Below are 20,960 nucleotides of genomic sequence, written 5' to 3'. Positions count from 1 at the left end.
ATATCGGCAGCGTCCACCACCGCCCGGCACCCACCGATATCGAAATCCCCATAGAGCATCGCCTGCGGCCCGCGGGTTCGGGCACCGAAGACTTTCCGACGCCTGGCGGCGTCCGAAACTCTCAACGTCAGCGGACCGACTGGTTTTGGACCCGAGCTAACAAGAGCTGCCGCTCGTCAACTGAGCAGATGACCATAATCGGCAAACACGGCCTGTTGCGTTCGCGCTCAGTCTGCGGAGCAGTTGTTGCTCATCAAACGCGCGAGAGTTGCCTGACAGTTCTCATCTCCTGCCATGCCGCGCCACTGTACCGCCATCTCCCGCCAATGGGCGCTATGGTTTTCATCCAGGCTATCGCTTGCCTTGGCCTCGCACATGACGGCCTTTGCCGCGCACTCTTGTTGGGACATCATCGCGCCAGTTTGCCAGCATGGCGCTCATTAGGTGCTCAACCAGATCAACGCTCGGCCAATTAATGAGTCATATAAATACATTGATTTCATTGGTTTTAATTTCAGAGCAGTTAATCTGAGCTAACATGGATTGGTGCGGCTTGGACTTTGGCGAGGATTGCGCCCACAACGTACGGAGCCGCATCGGCGGCCGGCCATGCCATTGGTGGCGCGGCGAGGCCAGATGACGTCGGGATGAGATCTGTCAGTCATCATGTGCCGACCCGGCGCCTGAAGACCGATATTATCGCGGGAGGCCAGCCAACACCGGAGGTGAGATGCGCAATCCCTGGACGATGAAGATGGAGCAATTCACCGCCTTCTCGGACATGGAGAAACGCCGGCTCGATGAACTGATCCGCTCAAAACAGGACGAGCACGCGCCGAAACAGGACATCATCGCCGACGGGGCGCATTCGGGCCATTGTCACGTTGTCCTTTCCGGGCTGGCATGCCGATATAAAATGCTCCCGGATGGCGGGCGTCAGATCATGGCCTTCCTGATCCCTGGGGATCTCTGCGACGCGGAGATTTTCATCCTGAAGGAAATGGATCACGGCGTTGCCGCTGTCACGCCCACGACCACCGCGCTGATACCCGCCGAAGCCATGAAGACGCTTTTACGCGAGACGAGTAGCCTCGGGGAGGCGCTCTGGTGGGGCACGATGACCGACCTTGGCGTCCTACGGGAACGGATCGTCGATGAAGGCCGGCGGAGTGCCTATGTCCGGATCGCTCATCTCCTTTATGAGATGCTCGTGCGGTATCGGATGGTTGAACTGACCGAGGGTAACAGCTTCGTGTTTCCCATCACCCAGACCGATCTTGCCGACGCGACGGGGCTCACGCCCGTCCACGCCAATCGCATGCTTCAGAAACTCAGGGCCGAGGGATTGATCCAGCTTGCCGGAGGCGTGGTCAATGTCCTCGATCCCGACCGGCTGAAGGATGCGGCGCAGTTCAGCGGCGCCTATCTGCATCTCGACCGTGTCCATGACCACGCGGCGGTCGGTCAGCGTGCCGGCGACCTGATATGACGCTTGGCCGATACCCCGCGCGGTACTTCCGAATAAGATAGGGTTTCCCTTCCTTCGGTGCTAATAGAGACTCGTTGCGCCTCTTTGGGTAAGCGTATCGAGATACAGTGGCCCAGAAGTTGCTACCGGGTATGGCTTTCGCTCCGCGAGTCTCCGGCCTCCGAAGGCTTCGGCCGTCCGCAGCTTCGCTCGCTCCTTCGGGCAACCGTTGCCGGCGATGCGGCGATCGAGGCATATGAGCTGGATCTGGTCCGTCCGGGCCAACCGACCCGGACATTGATCGTGAACGCCCATAAGCTCGATTATCTCGGATCGGACGAAGCCCGGATCGCCCTGGCGGTCTCGGACGTGACGGACATGCGCCTCGCGGCAAAACAAAAGGATGATGTCGTCCGGGAAAAGCAGGTTCTGTTGCAGGAGCTTCAGCACCGCGTGGCGAACAGCCTCCAGATTATCGCCAGCGTCCTCATGCAAAGCGCGCGCAAGGTGCAATCGGATGAGGTCCGCAGCCATCTCCACGATGCCCATCACCGCGTAATGTCGATCGCGACGCTGCAGCGCCAGCTCGCGGCGACGAAGTCGGGCAATGTGGAACTGCGGCCCTATTTCGCCGATCTTTGCGACAGCATCGGCGCGTCGATGATCTATGACCATGATCTGCTCACCCTTACCGCCACCGTCGACGACAGCATCACCACGTCGGAAGTGTCGGTCAGTCTCGGTCTGATCGTGACCGAGCTGGTTATCAACGCGCTGAAACACGCTTTTCCCGAACGTGACAGGTCGGGGGAAATTACAGTCGAATATTGGTCGCGGTCCGAGGGATGGGGGCTGACGGTCGAAGACAATGGCGTCGGCATGCCCGGGGATCACACCACGCGAAAGCCGGGTCTCGGTACCGGAATCGTTGACGCGCTGTCCAAACAGCTCGGCGCCACGGCGACCGTCACCGGCATGAGCCCGGGAACGAGAGTGGCGATTATCCACCATGCGCCAACGGCGCTTTAAGCCTGACGGCCCGTTCGGTCGGCAACTCTCTTGTCAGAAAGCGATGCTTAATGCCCGACCCAGCGGCACCACTCTTATTGTATGTCGAAGACGAGCCTCTGATCCAGCATCTCGTGACCGTGGACCTTGAAGAGGCAGGCTTCAACCTGGTGATTGCTGACAATGGTGAGCAGGCGCTGCAATTGCTTGCCACGCACGCGGCCGAACTGCGCGGCCTGGTCACCGACGTGAATCTGGGTCCGGGTCCAGATGGTTGGGAAGTCGCCAGAGCCGCACGCCAGTCGATCAGTGGTTTGCCCGTGGTTTATGTCAGCGCCGCCAGCGATCATGAATGGACGTCGCAGGGCGTGCCGGGCAGCACGATGATTGCCAAGCCGTTTGCCGCCGCCCAGCTGGTGGTTGCCATATCCTCGCTTCTGGTCGTCTCGGATTAGGGGAGCTGAACCGGTTTGATTGCGACCGGCTGAATTCAAAATGTCACCGTTGCAGCCGGATCGACAGCATCACATGAATGGATGACGGCTTTTGGGATTGCTCACGGACGCCCTAAAACGACGACATTTTGGGCGCATAGCTGTCGGATTGATCCACTTGAACGAATGGGGTGGATGGCTCCCGCTCAAGGCATCGAGGTGCCAAGGTGTGAAGGCTGTCAGGCATTCACGAGCATAAGGGAGCCACCCGTTATGGAGATTAGCACGATCGGCCTTGATCTGGCCAAGAACGTTTTTCAGGTTCACGGCGTTGATCCGGAGGGCAACGTGGTTGTCCGCAGGACGCTGCGACGAGCGCAGGTTCTGCCATTCTTCGCGAAGCTACCGCCTTGTCTTGTCGGCATGGAGGCGTGCGGCACGGCCCATCATTGGGCACGCGAGCTGATCAAGCTTGGCCACAATGTGCGACAGATGCCGGCGGCGTATGTCAAACCCTATGTGAAGCGCGGCAAGACCGACGCAGCTGATGCGGAAGCGATCTGCGAGGCGGTGACGCGTCCGACGATGCGGTTTGTGCCGGTAAAGTCGCCGGAGCAGCAAGCAGCCTTGTCAATGCATCGGGCGCGCGATCTGCTGGTCAAGCAACGCACGCAGCTCGTCAACATGGTGCGGGCGCTGCTTGCCGAGTTCGGCATCAACATTCCTCAGGGCGTTCGTCTGGCGTTGGAAATGGCGCGCAAGATCGTTGACGGTGAGGCGCCTCCCGTGCCGAGGGAAGCGGCAAAGATCGCCGGACGATTGTCGCAGCAGGCGCTCGATACCCATGCGCAGCTTCGGGAGATCGACCTGGATCTCCTCGCCTGGCAACGGACAAACGATACAGCCCGCCGCCTCATGTCGATCCCCGGCATCGGTCCGATCGGGGCAACGGCGTTAGCCGCGTCGGTCACCGACGCGAGCCAGTTCCGCTCAGGGCGGGAGTTCGCCGCCTGGTTAGGCCTGACGCCGCGGCAGCATTCGAGTGGCGGCAAAGAGAGGCTTGGGCGGATCTCCAAGATGGGGGACAAGTATCTGCGTACGCTACTCGTCGTCGGCATGACGTCGCTGATCAAAGGCGTGAAGCGAAAGCCGGAGACCGCTGATCCGCGGCTCGTGGCTTTGCTCGCGCGCAAGCCTGTACGGGTGGCCACCGTCGCGATGGCGAACCACACCGCTCGGGTAGCCTGGGCCATCATGGCGCGAGGCGAAACATACCGGGCCGGGCACCAGCCCAGGCTGGCGGCTTGATGATTTAGCTGGCTCAAACAAAGGAGATCAGCTTCACGAGGTTGCGAGAGCGATGCGATGTGATGGCGAACCGGTCAGACCGGGAGCAGGGACAACCCAGCGGACGTTCAAGGCGTCATAGCCTGTTGAACGAATTGGGACCCAGTTCGCGGATTCCATCAGGGCCAGCAGTTCTTCACCGACTGCACAAACAGGCCGAACAGAGAACTGCACCCGACCCTACGTCAGATCGTCAAATTACCCTTGCAACGCGGGAGCCATCCACAGAGAACGTCCGCTCACCGCGCATCGCTTCCGAAAGCGGTCGGACCGGTTTCCACCAATCCTGTCGATCGCTGCTACGTGAACAACGGCCGCTTTTGAAATCTGCGCTACGACCGAGATTGGGGAAAAGCAGACAGCCCACTCATGGCATTTCGGCAAAAAAGCCGTGAGTGGGCTGTTCGTCATGCATTGTCATAGTGGGACTATGAAAGATTCGTCGAGTTGATACCCAACAATGCCTGCAATGGCGCGTATGGATCACAGCTCTCCGCCATGACAAATCATACAAAGGACTTGGCAGAAAATGCCTCGGCGCGTCCCCATGGGAACGACCAATAGGTAAATCCCACAAGGCGGCGCGTGTGCCGTATTCGGGTAAGTCGAGGCATTGGAGAATTGTCTTGATCGCCACACATGTACCGCGTCACGTCGTCGTCCTGGGGCATCCCGCGACCGACAGTTTCAATCATGCAATCGCCGAGAAATATTGCGCTACGGTGAGGGCATACGGGCAGGAGGCGGTGTTGCGTGATCTGTACGCGCTCGACTTCGACCCCCGCCTGCACTTGGGGCATCTTCCCGGGCGCCAGACGCGTTCGATGTCCGGCGACGTAGCCGGCGAGATCGCCTTATTGCGCGATGGCGATGCGATCGTGTTCGTCTATCCGTTGTGGTTCGGCATGCCTCCGGCGATCATCAAAGGATATGTCGATCGCGTCCTTGGGGAAGCGCTCACACCTCGCGACATCACGCGTCATATTCCCGATGCAGTCCTGCAGGATAAATGGTTCGCCACCCTTTCAACCTCGGCGACCACGCGTCCCTGGCTGGATGAACAAGGTCAATTGGAATCGCTGCGCAATGCATTCGATCGCTATCTGTTGAAGATTTTCGGGATGCGCGACGGCGGTCACACGCATTTCGACGCAATTGTCGAAGACCTTCAGGAGGAGCACGTCCGTCAAACGCTGTCCATCGTGGAGGAGCAGGCGCGCAGGCTGTGCAAGGAATTGGCCGCTGGCCGGAGTACCTCGCCAGCCGGCGCGTTGCTGGGGGCGGACGCCGAATAGAATCTCCACGGCCGCAATGTCGGGCTGTTTCTCGACCAGCAGACGCGCTCATCCCGGTGGTGATCGAGAAATGGGCGGAACTAGGTGTTTTCCGATTCTCCGGCGGGCTTCGATTATCCGGTAAGCCACGAGACCAGGCACCCGATCTACGGATCAAACGCCAATGCTTTGCTGGAGGACGCCGCCTTGACCGATCTCGCCGAACGAAATGACGTCGGAAAATCGACATTAGCCCCAGCCGATGGCTCAGGTGATTGGAGTGACGACCTGACGACCCGCAGCGGATATCGATTCCATGTTCGCCCAGCCGTTCCTGCAGACGAGGCTGGGCTGGCAGAGTTCTTCACGCACGTGACCGCGGACGATCTGCGTTTTCGGTTCCTGACCGCGATACGCAAGGTGAGCCATGAGCAATTGGCGAACCTCGTCAATGTCGACCATCGCCGCACCGAGAATTTCCTGGCCATCGATCCGGAGGCCGGTTGCATCATTGCCACTGCTATGATGGCGGCCGACAAGGCGCTTGCGAGTGCCGAGGTTGCGATCGCCATTCGCAGCGATTTCAAGGATCGCGGTATCAGCTGGATGCTGCTCGAACATGTGGCCAAGTTCGCTGGGGCCTCAGGGATCAAGACGCTCGAATCGATCGAAAGCCGCGACAATCACCAGGCCATCGAACTCGAACGCGAAATGGGCTTCAAAGCCCATTCCAGCGCTGGCGACCCGACGGTCGTTGTCGTCAGCGCCACCCTCTCCCCACCGATCGCCTGAAACCTTTCCACGCCCCGGCCGTGTGACCGGGAGCCGAGTTTGAAACAACCATCGCCGCCGGCTTTGCCGCGGCGGCTGAATTCCCAGGAACATTGCCATGGCCAACACCATCCTTTCGCCTGACGCCCGCGCCTTGGCCGCAGAGCGTGCCGCCGAGCCCGTGATCCACCACACGCCGACCGGATTTTCGGATCACTTCGCGCTCGGCTTCACCAAGCTATTGCGGTTCAGCGCGGACACGTTCTTCGCTAAGCGCTATGGTCACCGCGCCATCGTTCTCGAGACGGTTGCGGCCGTGCCTGGCATGGTCGGGGCAATGTTCACTCATCTCACCTGTCTGCGCCGCATGCGCGACGACCAGGGTTGGATCCGGACCCTGATGGAGGAAGCCGAGAACGAACGCATGCATCTGATGACCTTTATCGAGATCGCCAAGCCGACTTGGTTCGAGCGCATGGTGATCCTTGCGGTCCAGGGCGTGTTCCTCGTCGGCTTCTCGATTCTCTATCTCCTTTCGTCGCGGACCGCTCACCGCGTGGTCGGCTATTTCGAGGAGGAGGCGGTCACCAGCTACACGCTCTATCTCCAGGAAATCGACGAAGGCCGCTCGCCCAATGTCCCGGCGCCCGCGATTGCAAAACATTATTGGCAGATGGCCGACGATGCGACCCTGCGCGATGTGGTCCTCGTTGTTCGCGACGACGAAGCGCATCACCGCGACATCAACCACGGTTTCGCCAGCAGCCTTGGCGGTTCGCCGGGCGACCCGGCCGGCATTGCGCCCTATCCTGCGCATGCGACCGATCTTCGGGCGGGGGTCTGAGGCGCACGAGTCGGCGTGACCCACCATCTCACTCAGGGGACATCCGCTGCGACAACCGTGAGCGGCTGCCCGGTTCCGGCCGCCTTCAATGTATCGCGGGTAACCAACATAGTCGTCCCCGCTTTCAGGATGGTCGCCAGCGATGTGCGGAATTGCGCAGGAAGCTGTCCCCGGGCCTGCTCTTTAGCGGTCAGTTCCGTCTCAGCCGGCGTTGGCTGCCCAGGCAGGGGAATCCGGAACCAGTGCTGCCCGGTTGCGTCGATCGACTGGAGCGTGAACGCCTGCGTCACCGTTACTGGATCGTCAAGGACGATGGCGCTCGACCCGATTTCGACGCCGTTGCGCAGCACGACCAGACGCTGATCGCGTCCACTGACCACGATCGACACCGGGCCTGTGGCAGACCGTTCCGGATGCCAGTCATAATCGACTCTGACATCGTCTTCTCCGGTCAGTATCGGCGGCACGGAGACGGCGACCGGGACGGTCGATGCCTCGGTGATCACGACGGTCATGCCGAGCCTGGTCAATCCATAGAGCAGTTTCGCGAAGGCGGCAGGCAAACGCACACAGCCATGCGACGCCGGATAGCCCGGGAGGTTGCCGGCATGCAGCGCGATGCCGCCCCAGGTCAGCCGCTGCATGAAGGGCATTGGCGCATTCGAATAGATGTTCGACACATGGTCGACATCCTTTTGCAGGATCGTGAAAACGCCTGTCGGCGTGCGGTGCCCTGCCGCACCAGTCGATACGGTCGACACGCCGATCGGGAGGCCGTTGCGGTAGGCATAAGCGCGCTGTGTCTTCAGGTTGACGATAACCGTGACCGGACCCGCCGGTGCAATGCCAGGAGCCCAGAGATACTCGCCCGGCTTGAGTTGTTCGATCTGCCCATCAACTTCCACCGGATAGGACTGCGAGATCGCCGCCGTTGCGGTGCTGAGCGCGAGACATGCGGCGAGCTTCCGCATGAACTTCACGCAAGGTCTCCGACGGTCGACATGATCATTGGACGAGCCGCTGCCGCCGAACGCATGCCGGCAGCCATGGCGTTTGGATTTGCAGCATCGCACCGCAGAACCGCCAGGTTCGGCACGGGTCGACGCAGTGCGATCAAGGCTCGCTCATAATAATTTGCAAGGGCCCGGTGGGAGGCGCGGGCGCAATCGCTTGCCGCGGCCCGCGCCATGTCGAGCGATACGGTCACGCGCTTCTGCAAATATGCCGCTTCTGCATTGTCGATGTACACATGATGTCCCTTGAACAACCGCATCGGCCTCTCCCGACGGGAGCACCTTGTCTAATCCGCAGGGGCTGATTGGTCTGGCCTCGGATAACACTTACCTCGGGGCTGGCCGGCGCCTGCCCGTCCGGGACGTGCCGATGGCCGTTTTCCGCTTTCGGGTCGCAGTATTCCGCGTCGGCCAGGCCGTCGCTGATTGGGCGGACGCGCCTGTGGGGCCTGCGTAGTTTCCGAGGCTGACCAACATCCGGCACGGGGCCTATGTGCGACTGAGATCAGCAACGGGCCCGCTGATCCCCATATTCGCTTCTTTCCGGCATCGCTTCGAAAGGTCGCGATTGACCATCGGAATGTGCGCCATGAAACCGCCAAGACCGGATCAAGCCAGCCATGGACGGCATGTGGTCATTCTCTGCCACCCGGCTCCCGAGAGCTTCAACCATTCCATCGCTGACACCTACTGCAACGTCGTGCGGGCGAACGGGCACGAAGTGGTGTTCCGGGACCTGTACGCGATAGGCTTCGATCCGATCCTTCAGGCCAGCGAGCGTCCCGGACCTGGCTTTGTGCCGTCGCCCGATGTTGCGCATGAGCTTGCGACAATTGCCGGCGGCGACGTTTTTGTGCTCATCTACCCGATCTGGTTCGGCACCCCGCCGGCGATGATGAAGGGTTATGTCGAACGCGTGCTGGGCTCGGGCATTGGGCCGGATGCTGTCCAACATCGCCTGCCGACACCGTTGCTCGGCAACAAGCGCCTGCTGAGTTTCACCACTTCGGCGGCGACCAATGGCTGGCTCAACGAACAGGGGCAGGAACAGTCGCTTCGCGATGTATTTGACGACTATCTGGCGCACGCCTTCGGCATGCACGCGCAGTCGCATGTCCGTTTCGATCATATCACCGATGACCTCAGCGAGCGCTTCGCGCTGCAATATCTGCGTGACGTTGAGGATCGCGCGAGGCGAATGTGCGCCGAGGTTGCGTTCGGCGACGAAGCGCTGCTCGCTGATGCCGGACTCGTCGGGTTATTCGCGCAATGAACCTCTTTGCCCCAACAGCTCCAAGCCGCCCGACAACGGAGACCGGCAATCGAGCGGACCCGCGCCGACCTCTGGCTCCGGAATTGCTGCGCCGCATGGATGCATATTGGCGCGCGGCCAATTACCTGTCCGTCGGCCAGATCTATCTGCGCGATAATGCGCTGCTCGAGCGCCCTCTGGCGATCGAGGACATCAAGCCTCGGTTGCTCGGCCATTGGGGTACGACGCCCGGTCTGAATTTCCTCTATGTCCACCTCAACCGGCTGATCGTCGAGCATGATCTGAACATGATCAACGTCATCGGACCCGGCCACGGCGGACCGGGACTGGTCGCCAATACCTATCTGGAAGGCTCGTACACCGAGCGCTATCCGGCAATCGAGCGCAGCCGGAGCGGGATGCACCGGCTGTTCCGGCAATTCTCCTGGCCCGGCGGGATCCCCAGCCATGTCGCGCCTGAAACCCCAGGGTCGATTCACGAGGGTGGGGAGCTCGGTTATTCGCTTGCCCATGCTTATGGCGCCGCGTTCGACAATCCCGATCTGATCGTTGCCTGTGTGGTCGGCGACGGTGAGGCCGAAACCGGCGCGCTGGCGACCAGCTGGCATTCCAACAAGTTTCTCAATCCGGCACGCGACGGCGCAGTGCTGCCGATCCTCCATCTCAATGGCTTCAAGATCGCCAATCCGACCGTCCTCGCCCGGATCGATCCGCACGAGCTGAGCGATCTCTTGCGCGGCTATGGCTACGATCCCTTTTTCGTCGAGGGCGATGATTCCGCCGAAATGCACCAGCTGCTGGCCGGTTCGCTCGACCGGGCGCTCGCCCGCATCCAGGAAATCCAGGCGGCCGCACGTGTCCCCGGAGCCGCTCCCGAACGTCCTCGCTGGCCGATGATCGTGTTCCGGACACCCAAGGGCTGGACTGGCCCGAAGGTTGTCGACGGCAAACCGGTCGAAGGCACCTGGCGGGCGCACCAAGTGCCGATCGCCAATTTCACGGATCCCGAGCATCTGCGCCAGCTCGAGGCATGGATGCGCAGCTACCGGCCGGCGGACCTGTTCGACGAGCACGGCAGATTCCGCGACGACTATGCGTCGCTCGCGCCGACCGGGCACAGGCGGATGGGCTCGAACCCCCATGCCAATGGCGGTGAGCTGCTCCAGCCGTTGTCGCTTCCCGATTTTCGCGATTATGCCGTGCCGGTATCAGTTCCGGGACACGTGAGGGCGGAGGCCACCCGCATCCTTGGCTCCTATCTGCGCGACACGATGCAGCGCAATCTGGAGTCGGTGAACTTCCGGCTGTTCGGCCCCGACGAGACTGCCTCGAACCGGCTCGACGCGGTGTATGAAGTCTCCGGCAAGGCCTGGATGGCGAGGACCGAGGAGATCGATACCGATCTCAGCGCCGACGGACGCGTGATGGAGATACTGAGCGAGCATCTCTGTCAGGGCTGGCTCGAGGGCTATCTGCTGACCGGCCGCCACGGCCTGTTCTCCTGCTACGAGGCGTTCGTCCATATCGTCGATTCAATGGTCAACCAGCATGCCAAATGGCTGAAGGTCACCAAGAAGATTCCGTGGCGCGCGCCGATCGCCTCGCTCAACTACCTGCTGACCTCGCATGTCTGGCGCCAGGATCATAACGGCCTGTCGCATCAGGATCCCGGCTTCATCGACCATGTCGCCAACAAGACCGCAGATGTCGCGCGCATCTATTTGCCACCCGACGCCAACTGCCTGCTGTCCGTCGCCGATCATTGCCTGCGCAGCCGCGGCTATGTGAATGTGATCGTGGCGGGCAAGCAGCCGGAATGGCAATGGCTCGGGATCGACGAGGCGGTGCGGCACTGCACGACCGGTGCCGGTATCTGGCATTGGGCGAGCGATGAGGGCGAGCCCGATATCGTCATGGCGTGCGCCGGCGACGTGCCCACGCTTGAGACGATGGCTGCGGTCAGCTTGCTGCGCCACTATGTGCCGGACATCCGCATCCGGGTCGTCAATGTCGTCGACCTGATGGTCCTGCAGCCGCAATCGGAACACCCGCACGGGCTGGACGACCACGCGTTCGATGCGCTTTTCGCCACCGACAAACCGGTGATCTTCGCGTTCCACGGCTATCCCGCGATGGTGCACAAGCTGACCTATCGCCGGACCAACCACGCCAATATCCATGTGCGCGGCTACAAGGAGGAAGGCACCACGACGACGCCGTTCGACATGGTCGTGCTCAACGACCTCGACCGCTACCGCCTGGCGCTGGATGCGATCGAGCGGGTGCCGCGACTGCATCACATCGTCGATCGGGAGCGCAATCGCTACTGGACGACGATGGAGCGTCACAAGCTCTACATCGCCGAATATGGCGACGATCTGCCGGAGGTGCGCGACTGGCAATGGCTGCGGTGATCGCCGATGCTCGCTCCGTGGTCCTTGCGTTCAACAGCGGGTCGTCGTCGCTCAAATTCGGCCTCTTTGAAATGGGGCGCGGGGTACCCAGGGAACTGGTTGCCGGCAGCTTCGAGACGACCGACGACCACGGCGCCCTTTTCGATTCTGTCGACGCGGCGCTTGGTAGGGCTGATGCGCCGGCGCCAATCGCGATCGGCCATCGGGTGGTGCATGGCGGGGCGGACCGAAATGCCCACTGCCTGATCGACGATGCCGTCATCCGTGACCTCGTCAGCGCCTGTGCGTTCGCACCGATCCATGGCCCTGCCGCCCTTGCGCTGATCAAGGCCGCGCGCACGCGTTATCCGACACTGCCGCAGGCCGCCTGCTTCGATACGGCGTTTCATGCGGGCATGCCCGATGTGGCGAGGATACTCCCCATTCCCGGCGTCTTTCGCGCACCCGGCGTCCGGCGCTATGGTTTTCACGGGCTGTCGTGTGAATCCATCGTCCGACAGCTTGGGCCCGATCTGCCGGCACGGCTGGTCATCGCCCATCTCGGCAATGGCGCGAGCGTCACCGCCGTGCGGGATGGCCGGTCGATCGACACCAGTATGGGGCTCACCCCCGCCGGCGGCGTGGTGATGGCGACGCGGAGCGGGGATATCGACCCTGGTGTCCTGCTCTATCTGCTGCGCGAAAAAGGCCTGGACGGTGCCGCACTGGAACAGCTCATCGACCATCAATCCGGCATGCTGGGCGTGTCCGGCCTGTCCGGCGACATGCGTGTCCTTCACGAGGCCGCAGCAGATAATCCGGACGCGGATCTGGCGGTCCGATTGTTCTACCAATCCGTCCGCAAGCAGATCGGCGCGATGATCGCGGTCCTTGAGGGGATCGATATGCTAGTCCTGACCGGTGGGATCGGGGAGCACGACACATCGGTTGGCGATGCGCTCCGCCGGCAACTGGCGTGGAGCGGCACGGAAATCCGTGTCCTGCGATCGCTGGAAGACGAGCAGATCGCGCTGCACACGGCCAGCCTTGCCGCCTGATCGCGGGATAGCGACCTACACTCCGGAAGCCCCGCGACGATACGCTAGGCGATGGTGAGCATGTTGACGACGCTGACCGCACCGGCTGCCTGCAACGCGGTCTGTTCGGCCACGTCGCGTTCGTGAATCGAGGAGACGCTGCCGGTCAGGCGAACCGTGCCGCCATCGACCGCGACCATGACGGTATCGCGATCCAGGAAGGCCGAGCGATGCAGGGCGCTGCGAATGCTCTCGCGCACGTCGAGCACATCGACGCGAGGCTTGACCGTGATCATGTTCACCACGCCGACGACACCGGCGATCGGCCGCACATTCCGTTCCGCCGCATCGCGTTCGAAATGCCAATCCACTTCGCCGAGGAGGGTGATCCACCCGTCTTCGACGCGCGGAATGATCGCGCCCTGCGGAATCGCCCCGTCGGACCCCAGTCGCAAGCTGGCAGCCGCGGCGATGTCTTCGTCGTGAAACTTGGTGCTGCCGTTCAGCACCACCTCAACATGTTCGACGATCGCCTGGACACCCTTGACCCTGCTCACGGCGGTTTCCGCTGCATGTTTGCCGAAGAAGCTGGTCGTATGCCCGGTCAGCGTCACCACGCCGTCCTTGACGGTGACGCCGATCTGGCCGGCCGGTACGCTCGGATCCCAGCTCAATTCAGCGACTATATCTCGTTGCAGATCGGTATCGCAGCTCGTGGGGGCAGTCATCAGCGAATACTTTCTCGAAAAAAGACGATCGATCCTGTCGACGCCATGATGATTATGCCCGATCGCTGTCGCCCGATACGCTCGGAAACTACGCAGAGTCCCACGGCGCGATATGGAGCCGGCCGCGCAATCGGCCCCAGCCGGTTCAACCGGGCTTCCCGAGCGCGCAGGGGCGGGGCCTTTTCCGGACGATGACACGCATCATGAACAAGCGTGGCAGTAAGGGCAGCCAGAGAGTGAGCCCGCGTAGCATCAGGGGCGCCGCGAACGCTGTCTCCAAGCACGCCTAAAAGGCTAAGTGCCGGTGTCGACCAGGTCTCGAAACTGCCGAGGCCAAGCGGCACAGGGCCGAGCGTGACGATCATCGAGGCGGCCATCACCGTGATTAACGCGATCAACGCCTCGCCGGCGAGGTGCCACTGGTTGCGGACCAATGCGCGGCGTTCGAGCACCGGTGACAAGCGATGACTCGCGCGCCAGGTCAACATTCCCGCGTTCAGCGTTTTCCGCCATCGATGCCGCAACCTCGTTGAGCGTTTCTTCAACTAGCTCAAACCCATCAGAGCCGTCGCCGACAGATCCAAAAAGCACAATGCCAACTATGTCGCTCTCGTCAACGGGCCATAACATTGCCAATTAGGGGCGCGGCGAGGCGAATGCCTCGGCGACATAAAACGTCCGCGATGTCGCGGGAGCGATATGATCGCTGGTCCTTTTTAGGCGGCGACCCAGACGTCGCTTCAGGTCATGCGTCGCGTCAAAAAGGCGATCCACGAGGCTTGGCGTCCTGGCCTGACGCGCTGGGCCATCTCCCGTTATCGCTTCGCCCGCTGTACCGGCGACGGCGGTCAGGTCGGGCGTCAATGTCAGGAGGGGTTCTTCACAGTCAGTGCTTGTTGGTATGGATTTCGATGGGATGGAGACCGATGCGATGATCTCTGCCGCTGCGGGGGGCATGCCAGGACATTGCGCACGAGGAAAGGAGAGCGCGGCTGAAACATCGTTTGCCGGGGTAGGATATGCTGCCTCTTGGATGTTTGCCCGCGGGACCAGGATATAGGCCGCCGCGCTATCTCCGATCGGCTGGGCGGGGGGCAAGCCGGCGGCGACGATGCCCACGCGCAGCCGCCCGGTGAGCGCCGGGTCGATCACGGCCCCCCAAGCCAGTTCCACATCGTCCATCGTGCCGGCTCGAATTAACGCGATCACCTCATCAACTTCGAACAGGCCCAGATCGCCGCCGCCCGCCACGGTGACGAGCAGGCGTTGCGCCGTCGCCGGCACTCCTTCCAACAGAGGATTGTTCAGCGCCGATTTCGCCGCTTCGGCCGCCCTGTCCTTGCCAGTACAGCGCTCGCTGAAGCCCACGACCGCATTGCCGCTGGACGACAGGATCGCGCGCAGATCAGCCGCAGTGACGCGCTTCAAAGCGGTTGTACCGAGCAACGATGCGAAGTCGGTCGCGCTTTCACAGACGATCGAATCCGAGAGCCCGAGCGCGGCGCGCAGCGTGGACTCACGGCCAACGACGTCAAGCAGGTTCTGATTGCATACCGTGATCAGTGCATCGACGCTGCCGCGCAGATCGATCGAACCCATTTCCGCCGCGTGCATGCGCCTTTTGCCTTCAAAGGCGAAGGGCATGGTCGCGACGCCGATGGTCAATATACCTTTGTCGCGGGCCGCGCGGGCAATGATCGGCGCGGCACCGGTGCCGGTGCCGCCGCCAAGCCCGGCCGCGATAAAGCAGAGCGAAGACCCTTCCAGCGCACGGACAATCTCCGGCATCGCTTCTTCTGCGGCAGCGCGTCCGATCTCGGCTCGCGTGCCGGCACCCAGCCCACCGGTCAGGCTCTGCCCGAGTTGCAGCCGGCTGGCGGCCGGGACGGCGCGAAGTGCCTGCACATCGGTATTAGCGCAGATGATCTTCATGCCGCAGTCGTCGCGCCCGATCAGTTGCGCCACCGCATTGCTTCCCGCACCGCCAACGCCAAACACGGTGACGCCGGGCGTATCACAACATTCCGCCTGATTCTTCGCCATCCCAATGCTCCTGCCGCGGCGAGTCGTGCCGAGATCGGAGAGATATTCCGACAAGCAGAGAGTCGCGATCCAGTATAACTACGCGGCTGCAGCGGATCCTCGGGTCATGCGCCATCATTTGTCGGCAATATTCGACAATTTACTGTGTCGATGGAGTGGCTGTATTTAATAGTCACATGGACTACGCAATATAACGGGTCCGGGATATCACGATCGTACTTTAACGGAATTCTACGACTCGAGAGGCCTCAGTTAACCACGTTGCCATGGCGGCAATGGGGATACTAATGGACGAGCTCTTTTTTGGTAGCGCTGTGTGCGATGTGACAAGCGACGGTGAGATCCTGCTGCCGCATCACTTCGGCGAAACGATCCGGCTCCGGTCACCGGACAAAATGCTGTTCATCGGCTTGCACGAGGAAGCACAGTGCCTTGTTGCGTTCGATCGTCTCTATGCGATGCGACGGCAGTTCGACGCCGAGGCCAGCAGCATCCCGGAAGATCCGCATCGCCTGCGCCGAGATTATGGCTTTGTCGAATCGACGCTGGTCACGCCCGGCGACATGATGATCCTGCCTGCGCTGATGCGCGAGCGCGGCCATATCGGGCACTCGGTGTTGCTCGTCGCGACCGGGCGGCGCTTCGAAATCTGGGATCTGGTTTACGTGCTCAAGCGGGGCCCCTCTGATCTCATCACACTCGCGACCCACCATCTCATGGTTCATATAGGAAACGAGGTTCTCCATGCCTCTGCGCTGTCACCTGCCGAACCACACGATGATGCTCGACGTGCAGATCAATCAGGGGTTTGCCTTCAGCCGGTGCCGGCGATGCAGCCGCGACATGATCCGGTCGGCCAAGGCGCAGCCGGCAACTGAGTGGAGGGGCGTACCAAGCGGCTTTCGCGTCGTGCGCGGGTCACACGCCGCCGAATTCTGGCCAGGCAATAATGGTTCGCGGTCGCCGGCCGATCGGCACAGCATGCTGCCGGGGGATGTCCTGCGCATCGGTGGCGCGATGCTGTACTGGCGGCTGATCGATTGGCTGCGGCAGAAACGACCGCAGCGCCCGATCGTGCGCCGCCTGTCGATGAGGTGAGTTTGGCGGAGCGGAGCACAACGACCCCGCTTGTCGATGTTCATCCGCGAAGGATTAGAGCCGTTTTGGACCAGATAGTTGCCTCCATACTCATTCCAGCGCGCCTCTTAGCCCTGACGGTGCTAGCGTTCTATTCCACAAAAAAGCGCTACCGGAAGGGAAAGCGAAGAATTGAAGCGGCAACTCGCTGCGCGTCGGACGAACGCGGCAGTCGAAGAGCAGAGGATCGTGTTCGGCCTTGTCGCGGCCGCGGGACTTGTCAGCGGTATTGCGTTTACCGGATGGCTGGTCGACGTGCCGGTGCTCCAGGGCTTCGGCATTGCCGGGTACCCGATATGGCCCTTGGCGGCCCTGGGTTATTTGTTCCTCTTCGCCGGCTTCGCCGCGACCCTGCTTGACTATCGCGTGGCGCCCCTGCTGCTTGCCATACCTCTCCTGATCGCATTATTCGCGTTCACCGCACAGGCGAGCGGGGAGTTGCCGGGCGTCGGCACGCCGTTTTCCGTTGAACGCCTGGTGTGGGGCGCCGCCGGATTCCGCGACCCGCCGGCGATAAATTCGATCGTTGCGTTCGCTTTTCTCAGCACGGCACTGCTCCTGTCGGCGCATCGCGGCAACATTAGCGCGGGGCTCGCCAATCTGCTCGCTGCGGCCTCGCTGTGCGTCGGCTTGTTCTCGATGGTGCTGCTGTTCGCAATCATTCCGGCGCGCGATACCGTGACGCGAACCCTGATATCGCCCTTTCCTGCGGCGCTCGCCAACATATTGCTTGCGTCCGCCTTCCTGTTCTGGCGTCAGGGCACGCGCTGGAATCTTTTTAGGGCGCGAAACCGCCTGCGATGGCCTCTTGTCGGGCTTGTTGTGTTGCTGCCGATTCTGCCCCTGGTCGTCGTGCGATGGGTGCCGATCGCGTTCCTGGTATCGCCGCTTTCGACCGACTTGATCGCCATTCTATGTAATGTCGTCGTTGTTGGATTGCTGGTTCGGCTCTCCATCGACCGACTCGCGCATCAACAGGCCAAATCACAGGAAATCACCAGTGCGCTGGATGTCGCGGCGATCGTGCTGACCCGGCCCAACGGTGAAATCGTCCATTGGTCACGCGGTTGCGAACAGCTTTATGGCTGGTCTGCGATCGATGCGATTGGTCGACAAATGCAGGAATTGCTGCAGCCACATGGCGCAGGGGCGAATGGGCGCGAGATTTCCGGCGCTGCTTCGGTCGGCGAAATCGATTTGAGTGTCGGGTGCCGTGACGGATCGCGGATCAGAGTACTCCAGAGCACTCAGGTCGTAGAACGCCCTGGTCGTGAAGCGCTGTTCGTCGTCAAGATGCTGGACATTTCTGATCGCGTTCGCGCCGAAGAGGCACTGCGCAAAAGCGAAGCCCGCTTCGCCATCGCCGCCGAAGCACAGCGTCTTGGCGTATCCCATTGGGATATCGCGAGTGGGAAGCTTGAATGGTCGCCGGGCTCCGAGCGCAGACTCGGGCTCGAGACCGGCAGCCTTTCAACCTACGAAAAATGGGCTGCGCTGATCGAACCGGGCGACGCGGAGGCGTTGATGGACACAATCGCCCGTGCGGCAAGCAATCATGATGAACTCATCGCGTTTCGCTATCACTTGCGCCAGAATGATGGATTGACCCGGACGGTGGAAGGTTCCGCGCGGTGTTTCTATGACGCGGACGGCGTGATGGCGTCGATCGTCGCGGCCAATGTCGATATGACCGAACGGATCGAACAAGAAGCCGCATTGCGCGCCAGCGAAACGCGTTTCGCGATCGCTGCGGAAGCCTATCAGCTCGGCATATCCGACTGGAACGTCGTGACCGGGCAATTGGAATGGTCTTCCGGGTCCGAGCAGCGACTAGGCCTGGAACCCGGCAGCCTGAGCAGTTTCGCACTGTGGGAAGCACTGGTCGAGCCGGAGGATACCAAGGGGGTGATGGATTCGGTTGCCCGCGCGGCGGCCAATCACGACGAGCGGATCACCTTCCAGTATCGCTTCAGACAGCCGGACGGCGCCATGCGCACGATCGAAGGGACCGCGAGGCTGATCTATCAGGAAGATGGCCAGCTTGCCTCGGTCGTCGCGGCCAATGTCGACGTCACCGAACGCTATGAGCGCGAAGCGGCGCAGCAATTGCGGTCGATCATTGACGTCATTCCGGACGCGACGATCGTTTTCAATCTGGCCGGCACGATCCGCAGCTTCAGCGCGGCGGCCGAGCGCATGTTTGGTTGTGACAGCACCACCGCGATCGGTAGCGACGTCAAATTGTTGATCCCGGAGGTGATTGCCGCGGCGCATGGCCAGGCTCTCGCGCGTCCGTTCGATGCTGGACCGCGGGACGCCAGCGGGCTCGCCCGTGAACTCACCGCCCGGCGCGTGGACGGTGAGCCCTTTCCGGTCGAGTTGAATGTCGGAGAGGCTTGGTTTGGTGGGGAACGCATGTTCACTGGCGTCATTCGCGACGTCTCCGATCGGCATGCCACGGAACAACGGATGAGCGAGCTCAATGCCGAACTCGCCCATATCTCACGTCAGAGCGCGATGAGTGAGGTCGCGGCCGATCTGGCGCACGAACTGAACCAACCGCTCAGCGCCACCGCCAATTTTCTTGCTTCGGCGCGCATGCTGATCGAACGCGGTGAGGACAGTACGCGGGTCGCTGACTTGCTCAAAATGGGCGAGGATCAGACGTTGCGGTCGGGTGAGATCATCCGACGGTTGCGCGACTTCCTCGCCAAGAGTGAAACCGAAATGCGTGCTGAATCGCTTACCAAGACGGTTCGCGAGGCAGTCGATCTGGTCCTGTTCGGCACCGCCCAGTTCGGAATCAAGTTGAGCTACGACCTCGACCCCGCTGCCGACATGGTGTTCGCCGACCGTATTCAGGTACAGCAGGTTATGGTGAATCTTCTGCGCAACGCGGTCGATGCGCTGCGGGAGCAGCCGACCGGCGCGCGTGAGATCGTCATCGCTTCGCGTCGGGTGGCGGATGGCATGAACGAGCTTTCGGTGAGCGACAATGGCCGGGGTTTGCCCAAGTCAATCGGCGGCGAACTCTATTCGCGGTTTGCGACGACCAAGTCGGGTTCCGCCATGGGCATCGGCCTGTCGATATCGCGGCGCATTGTCGAGGCACATGGCGGCAAGCTGGTTGCGATGGACCGTATCGGCGGTGGTGCGGAATTCCGCTTCACGCTGCCGGCGCTCGAAGAAGTGGAGGAGTTGGAGGGATGACACGCACAATCTATCTCGTCGACGATGACGACGCGGTGCGCGCGTCGCTTCATACCTTGTTGTCCCTGCAAACTAATCTGGTGGTGCGCAGTTTCCGCAGCGGCGACCAGTTTGTGGCGGAGGTGCCCGATCTCGATCCCGGCGTCTTGCTACTCGATTTTCATATGCCGGGGGCCAGTGGACTCGATGTGCTGCAGGCAATCCGCGATCAGGATGCCAAAGCGTTCGCGACGATCATCGTTACTGGCGAGGGCAATGTAGGGCTTGCGGTGCAGGCGATGAAGGCGGGCGCGATCGACTTCATTGAAAAGCCCTATCAGGCCGAATTATTGCTCACCGCGATCGAGGGCGCGTTTGCCAGGCTGACGGAGGACAGTGCTGCTGCTGCACATATGCAACAGGCCGCGGCCAAGATCGCTGCACTATCGCCACGTGAGCGCGACGTGCTGACCGGACTTATCGAGGGACGGGCCAACAAGGTTATCGCTCACGAACTCGAAATCAGCCCGCGCACGGTCGAGATCTATCGCGCCAATCTGATGACAAAACTGGGCGTGCGTAATCTGCCCGAGGCATTGCGCATCGCTTTTGCAGCAGGGCTCATTCCGCCGGGATAAGCCGCGAATCGCAGCGCCAGTCCGCGAGCGTTTCCACGACACGTGAAAGTGCATCGCCTAAACCGACCATTCGGACCTGGTCATTGTCCAATGGCGCCGCTGCCTCGGCAATGATGATGATCCCTTTCCAGTGTCGCGTTGCAAGCAGCTCATCGAGCCGGCCATCAAGGCTTTCCAGGTCGATGATCAGGATCACCGGCGGACGCGCGTGCCGGCGGATCGCGGGTTGTTCAAATGACCCTTCCAAAGAGAGAATGCTCTCCCCCAGCATCGACAAACGCCCGATCAGGGCGCTGCGCAGGCCGAGGTCGCGAACCACCAGTGCCAGCAGATCATCTTTCGCTTGGACGACCTCCCGCATCT

20 protein-coding genes are annotated in these 20,960 nt (G+C 61.6%); 14 read left to right on the top strand and 6 right to left on the bottom strand.

Annotated features, from left to right (window positions below):
• Positions 1 to 730 precede the first annotated feature (730 nt).
• The 7 genes from OO12_RS23050 (at position 731) to OO12_RS23020 (ending at position 7,146) form a co-directional block, all read left to right on the top strand.
• Positions 731 to 1,489 (top strand): Crp/Fnr family transcriptional regulator, encoded by a 759-nt coding sequence (locus OO12_RS23050; RefSeq protein ID WP_034161084.1) that lies wholly within the window; start codon positions 731 to 733, stop codon positions 1,487 to 1,489.
• Positions 1,490 to 1,771: 282 nt separating this feature from the next.
• The gene (locus OO12_RS23045; RefSeq protein ID WP_235364979.1) at positions 1,772 to 2,497 is read left to right on the top strand and encodes a sensor histidine kinase; all 726 of its coding nucleotides are present in this window, start codon (positions 1,772 to 1,774) and stop codon (positions 2,495 to 2,497) included.
• A 50-nt stretch (positions 2,498 to 2,547) separates the two neighbouring features.
• A complete protein-coding gene (locus tag OO12_RS23040; protein WP_034161083.1) occupies positions 2,548 to 2,931 on the top strand; it encodes a response regulator transcription factor in 384 nt (127 codons plus the stop codon).
• Between the two features lie 252 nt (positions 2,932 to 3,183).
• On the top strand, positions 3,184 to 4,218 hold the full coding sequence (locus tag OO12_RS23035) for an IS110 family transposase (protein WP_034161082.1): 1,035 nt from the start codon (positions 3,184 to 3,186) through the stop codon (positions 4,216 to 4,218).
• Between the two features lie 665 nt (positions 4,219 to 4,883).
• Positions 4,884 to 5,552 carry an NAD(P)H-dependent oxidoreductase gene (locus OO12_RS23030; RefSeq protein ID WP_200887541.1) on the top strand — a complete coding sequence of 223 codons (669 nt, stop codon included), beginning with the start codon at positions 4,884 to 4,886 and terminating at the stop codon, positions 5,550 to 5,552.
• 84 nt (positions 5,553 to 5,636) lie between these two features.
• A complete protein-coding gene (locus OO12_RS23025) occupies positions 5,637 to 6,323 on the top strand; it encodes a GNAT family N-acetyltransferase (protein WP_235364978.1) in 687 nt (228 codons plus the stop codon).
• Between the two features lie 97 nt (positions 6,324 to 6,420).
• Positions 6,421 to 7,146 carry an alternative oxidase gene (locus tag OO12_RS23020; protein ID WP_082006745.1) on the top strand — a complete coding sequence of 242 codons (726 nt, stop codon included), beginning with the start codon at positions 6,421 to 6,423 and terminating at the stop codon, positions 7,144 to 7,146.
• 32 nt (positions 7,147 to 7,178) lie between these two features.
• Here the strand turns inward: OO12_RS23020 and OO12_RS23015 are convergent, their stop codons facing one another.
• Both OO12_RS23015 and OO12_RS23010 read right to left on the bottom strand, forming a co-directional pair.
• Positions 7,179 to 8,117, bottom strand: a complete 939-nt coding sequence (locus OO12_RS23015) for a L,D-transpeptidase (RefSeq protein WP_034161117.1) — start codon at positions 8,115 to 8,117, stop codon at positions 7,179 to 7,181.
• Between the two features lie 5 nt (positions 8,118 to 8,122).
• The gene (locus tag OO12_RS23010) at positions 8,123 to 8,419 is read right to left on the bottom strand and encodes a hypothetical protein (RefSeq protein ID WP_034161081.1); all 297 of its coding nucleotides are present in this window, start codon (positions 8,417 to 8,419) and stop codon (positions 8,123 to 8,125) included.
• Positions 8,420 to 8,748: 329 nt separating this feature from the next.
• On the opposite strand from OO12_RS23010, the gene OO12_RS23005 reads away from it, so the two are divergent.
• Genes OO12_RS23005 through OO12_RS22995 form a run of 3 tightly spaced genes read left to right on the top strand, consistent with a single transcriptional unit; the run spans position 8,749 to position 12,883 of the window.
• On the top strand, positions 8,749 to 9,432 hold the full coding sequence (locus tag OO12_RS23005) for an NAD(P)H-dependent oxidoreductase (protein ID WP_152616615.1): 684 nt from the start codon (positions 8,749 to 8,751) through the stop codon (positions 9,430 to 9,432).
• Positions 9,429 to 11,846, top strand: coding sequence for a phosphoketolase family protein (locus OO12_RS23000; protein ID WP_052216203.1), 2,418 nt, complete (start codon positions 9,429 to 9,431; stop codon positions 11,844 to 11,846). Before OO12_RS23005 ends, OO12_RS23000 begins: the two co-directional genes overlap by 4 nt.
• Positions 11,834 to 12,883, top strand: a complete 1,050-nt coding sequence (locus OO12_RS22995; protein ID WP_052216202.1) for an acetate/propionate family kinase — start codon at positions 11,834 to 11,836, stop codon at positions 12,881 to 12,883. Before OO12_RS23000 ends, OO12_RS22995 begins: the two co-directional genes overlap by 13 nt.
• 44 nt (positions 12,884 to 12,927) lie before the next feature.
• On the opposite strand, the gene OO12_RS22990 is transcribed toward OO12_RS22995, so the two are convergent.
• The 3 genes from OO12_RS22990 to OO12_RS22980 all read right to left on the bottom strand — a co-directional run bounded on the left by OO12_RS22990 (position 12,928) and on the right by OO12_RS22980 (position 15,633).
• Positions 12,928 to 13,590, bottom strand: coding sequence for a BON domain-containing protein (locus OO12_RS22990; protein WP_034161080.1), 663 nt, complete (start codon positions 13,588 to 13,590; stop codon positions 12,928 to 12,930).
• Entirely contained in the window at positions 13,590 to 14,078 is a 489-nt protein-coding gene (locus OO12_RS22985; protein WP_034161079.1) for a hypothetical protein, read from the bottom strand. Before OO12_RS22985 ends, OO12_RS22990 begins: the two co-directional genes overlap by 1 nt.
• Positions 14,079 to 14,226: 148 nt before the next feature.
• The gene (locus OO12_RS22980) at positions 14,227 to 15,633 is read right to left on the bottom strand and encodes a cell division protein FtsZ (protein WP_052216201.1); all 1,407 of its coding nucleotides are present in this window, start codon (positions 15,631 to 15,633) and stop codon (positions 14,227 to 14,229) included.
• Positions 15,634 to 15,920: 287 nt separating this feature from the next.
• Between OO12_RS22980 and OO12_RS22975 the strand changes: the two genes are divergently transcribed.
• From OO12_RS22975 to OO12_RS22960, 4 genes are all read left to right on the top strand, one after another.
• Positions 15,921 to 16,511 carry a division/cell wall cluster transcriptional repressor MraZ gene (locus OO12_RS22975; protein WP_034161078.1) on the top strand — a complete coding sequence of 197 codons (591 nt, stop codon included), beginning with the start codon at positions 15,921 to 15,923 and terminating at the stop codon, positions 16,509 to 16,511.
• A complete protein-coding gene (locus OO12_RS22970; protein ID WP_152616613.1) occupies positions 16,477 to 16,731 on the top strand; it encodes a hypothetical protein in 255 nt (84 codons plus the stop codon). Before OO12_RS22975 ends, OO12_RS22970 begins: the two co-directional genes overlap by 35 nt.
• A 171-nt stretch (positions 16,732 to 16,902) precedes the next feature.
• Complete coding sequence (locus OO12_RS27195) at positions 16,903 to 19,980, top strand: PAS domain S-box protein (RefSeq protein ID WP_052216200.1); 3,078 nt, start codon at positions 16,903 to 16,905, stop codon at positions 19,978 to 19,980.
• Positions 19,977 to 20,597: a response regulator transcription factor gene (locus OO12_RS22960; RefSeq protein WP_034161076.1), complete on the top strand. Its 621-nt coding sequence runs from the start codon at positions 19,977 to 19,979 to the stop codon at positions 20,595 to 20,597. Before OO12_RS27195 ends, OO12_RS22960 begins: the two co-directional genes overlap by 4 nt.
• Here the strand turns inward: OO12_RS22960 and OO12_RS22955 are convergent.
• On the bottom strand, positions 20,581 to 20,958 hold the full coding sequence (locus tag OO12_RS22955) for a hypothetical protein (RefSeq protein ID WP_034161075.1): 378 nt from the start codon (positions 20,956 to 20,958) through the stop codon (positions 20,581 to 20,583). The genes OO12_RS22960 and OO12_RS22955 overlap by 17 nt on opposite strands.
• Positions 20,959 to 20,960: the final 2 nt, after the last annotated feature.

The organism is Sphingomonas sp. ERG5, from assembly GCF_000803065.1.
Taxonomy (GTDB): Bacteria; Pseudomonadota; Alphaproteobacteria; order Sphingomonadales; family Sphingomonadaceae; genus Sphingomonas.
Note: the sequence above shows the minus strand (reverse complement) of the source record. Positions and strands in the feature narration are given on the sequence as shown.

Coding starts and splice junctions, on each gene's coding strand:
- OO12_RS23050 (WP_034161084.1), top strand. CDS start 731: ATGCGCAATCCCTGGACGATGAAGATGGAGCAATTCACCGCCTTCTCG.
- OO12_RS23040 (WP_034161083.1), top strand. CDS start 2,548: ATGCCCGACCCAGCGGCACCACTCTTATTGTATGTCGAAGACGAGCCT.
- OO12_RS23035 (WP_034161082.1), top strand. CDS start 3,184: ATGGAGATTAGCACGATCGGCCTTGATCTGGCCAAGAACGTTTTTCAG.
- OO12_RS23020 (WP_082006745.1), top strand. CDS start 6,421: ATGGCCAACACCATCCTTTCGCCTGACGCCCGCGCCTTGGCCGCAGAG.
- OO12_RS23015 (WP_034161117.1), bottom strand. CDS start 8,117: ATGCGGAAGCTCGCCGCATGTCTCGCGCTCAGCACCGCAACGGCGGCG.
- OO12_RS23010 (WP_034161081.1), bottom strand. CDS start 8,419: ATGCGGTTGTTCAAGGGACATCATGTGTACATCGACAATGCAGAAGCG.
- OO12_RS23005 (WP_152616615.1), top strand. CDS start 8,749: ATGAAACCGCCAAGACCGGATCAAGCCAGCCATGGACGGCATGTGGTC.
- OO12_RS23000 (WP_052216203.1), top strand. CDS start 9,429: ATGAACCTCTTTGCCCCAACAGCTCCAAGCCGCCCGACAACGGAGACC.
- OO12_RS22995 (WP_052216202.1), top strand. CDS start 11,834: ATGGCTGCGGTGATCGCCGATGCTCGCTCCGTGGTCCTTGCGTTCAAC.
- OO12_RS22990 (WP_034161080.1), bottom strand. CDS start 13,590: ATGACTGCCCCCACGAGCTGCGATACCGATCTGCAACGAGATATAGTC.
- OO12_RS22985 (WP_034161079.1), bottom strand. CDS start 14,078: ATGTTGACCTGGCGCGCGAGTCATCGCTTGTCACCGGTGCTCGAACGC.
- OO12_RS22980 (WP_052216201.1), bottom strand. CDS start 15,633: ATGGCGAAGAATCAGGCGGAATGTTGTGATACGCCCGGCGTCACCGTG.
- OO12_RS22975 (WP_034161078.1), top strand. CDS start 15,921: ATGGACGAGCTCTTTTTTGGTAGCGCTGTGTGCGATGTGACAAGCGAC.
- OO12_RS22970 (WP_152616613.1), top strand. CDS start 16,477: ATGATCCGGTCGGCCAAGGCGCAGCCGGCAACTGAGTGGAGGGGCGTA.
- OO12_RS22960 (WP_034161076.1), top strand. CDS start 19,977: ATGACACGCACAATCTATCTCGTCGACGATGACGACGCGGTGCGCGCG.
- OO12_RS22955 (WP_034161075.1), bottom strand. CDS start 20,958: ATGCGGGAGGTCGTCCAAGCGAAAGATGATCTGCTGGCACTGGTGGTT.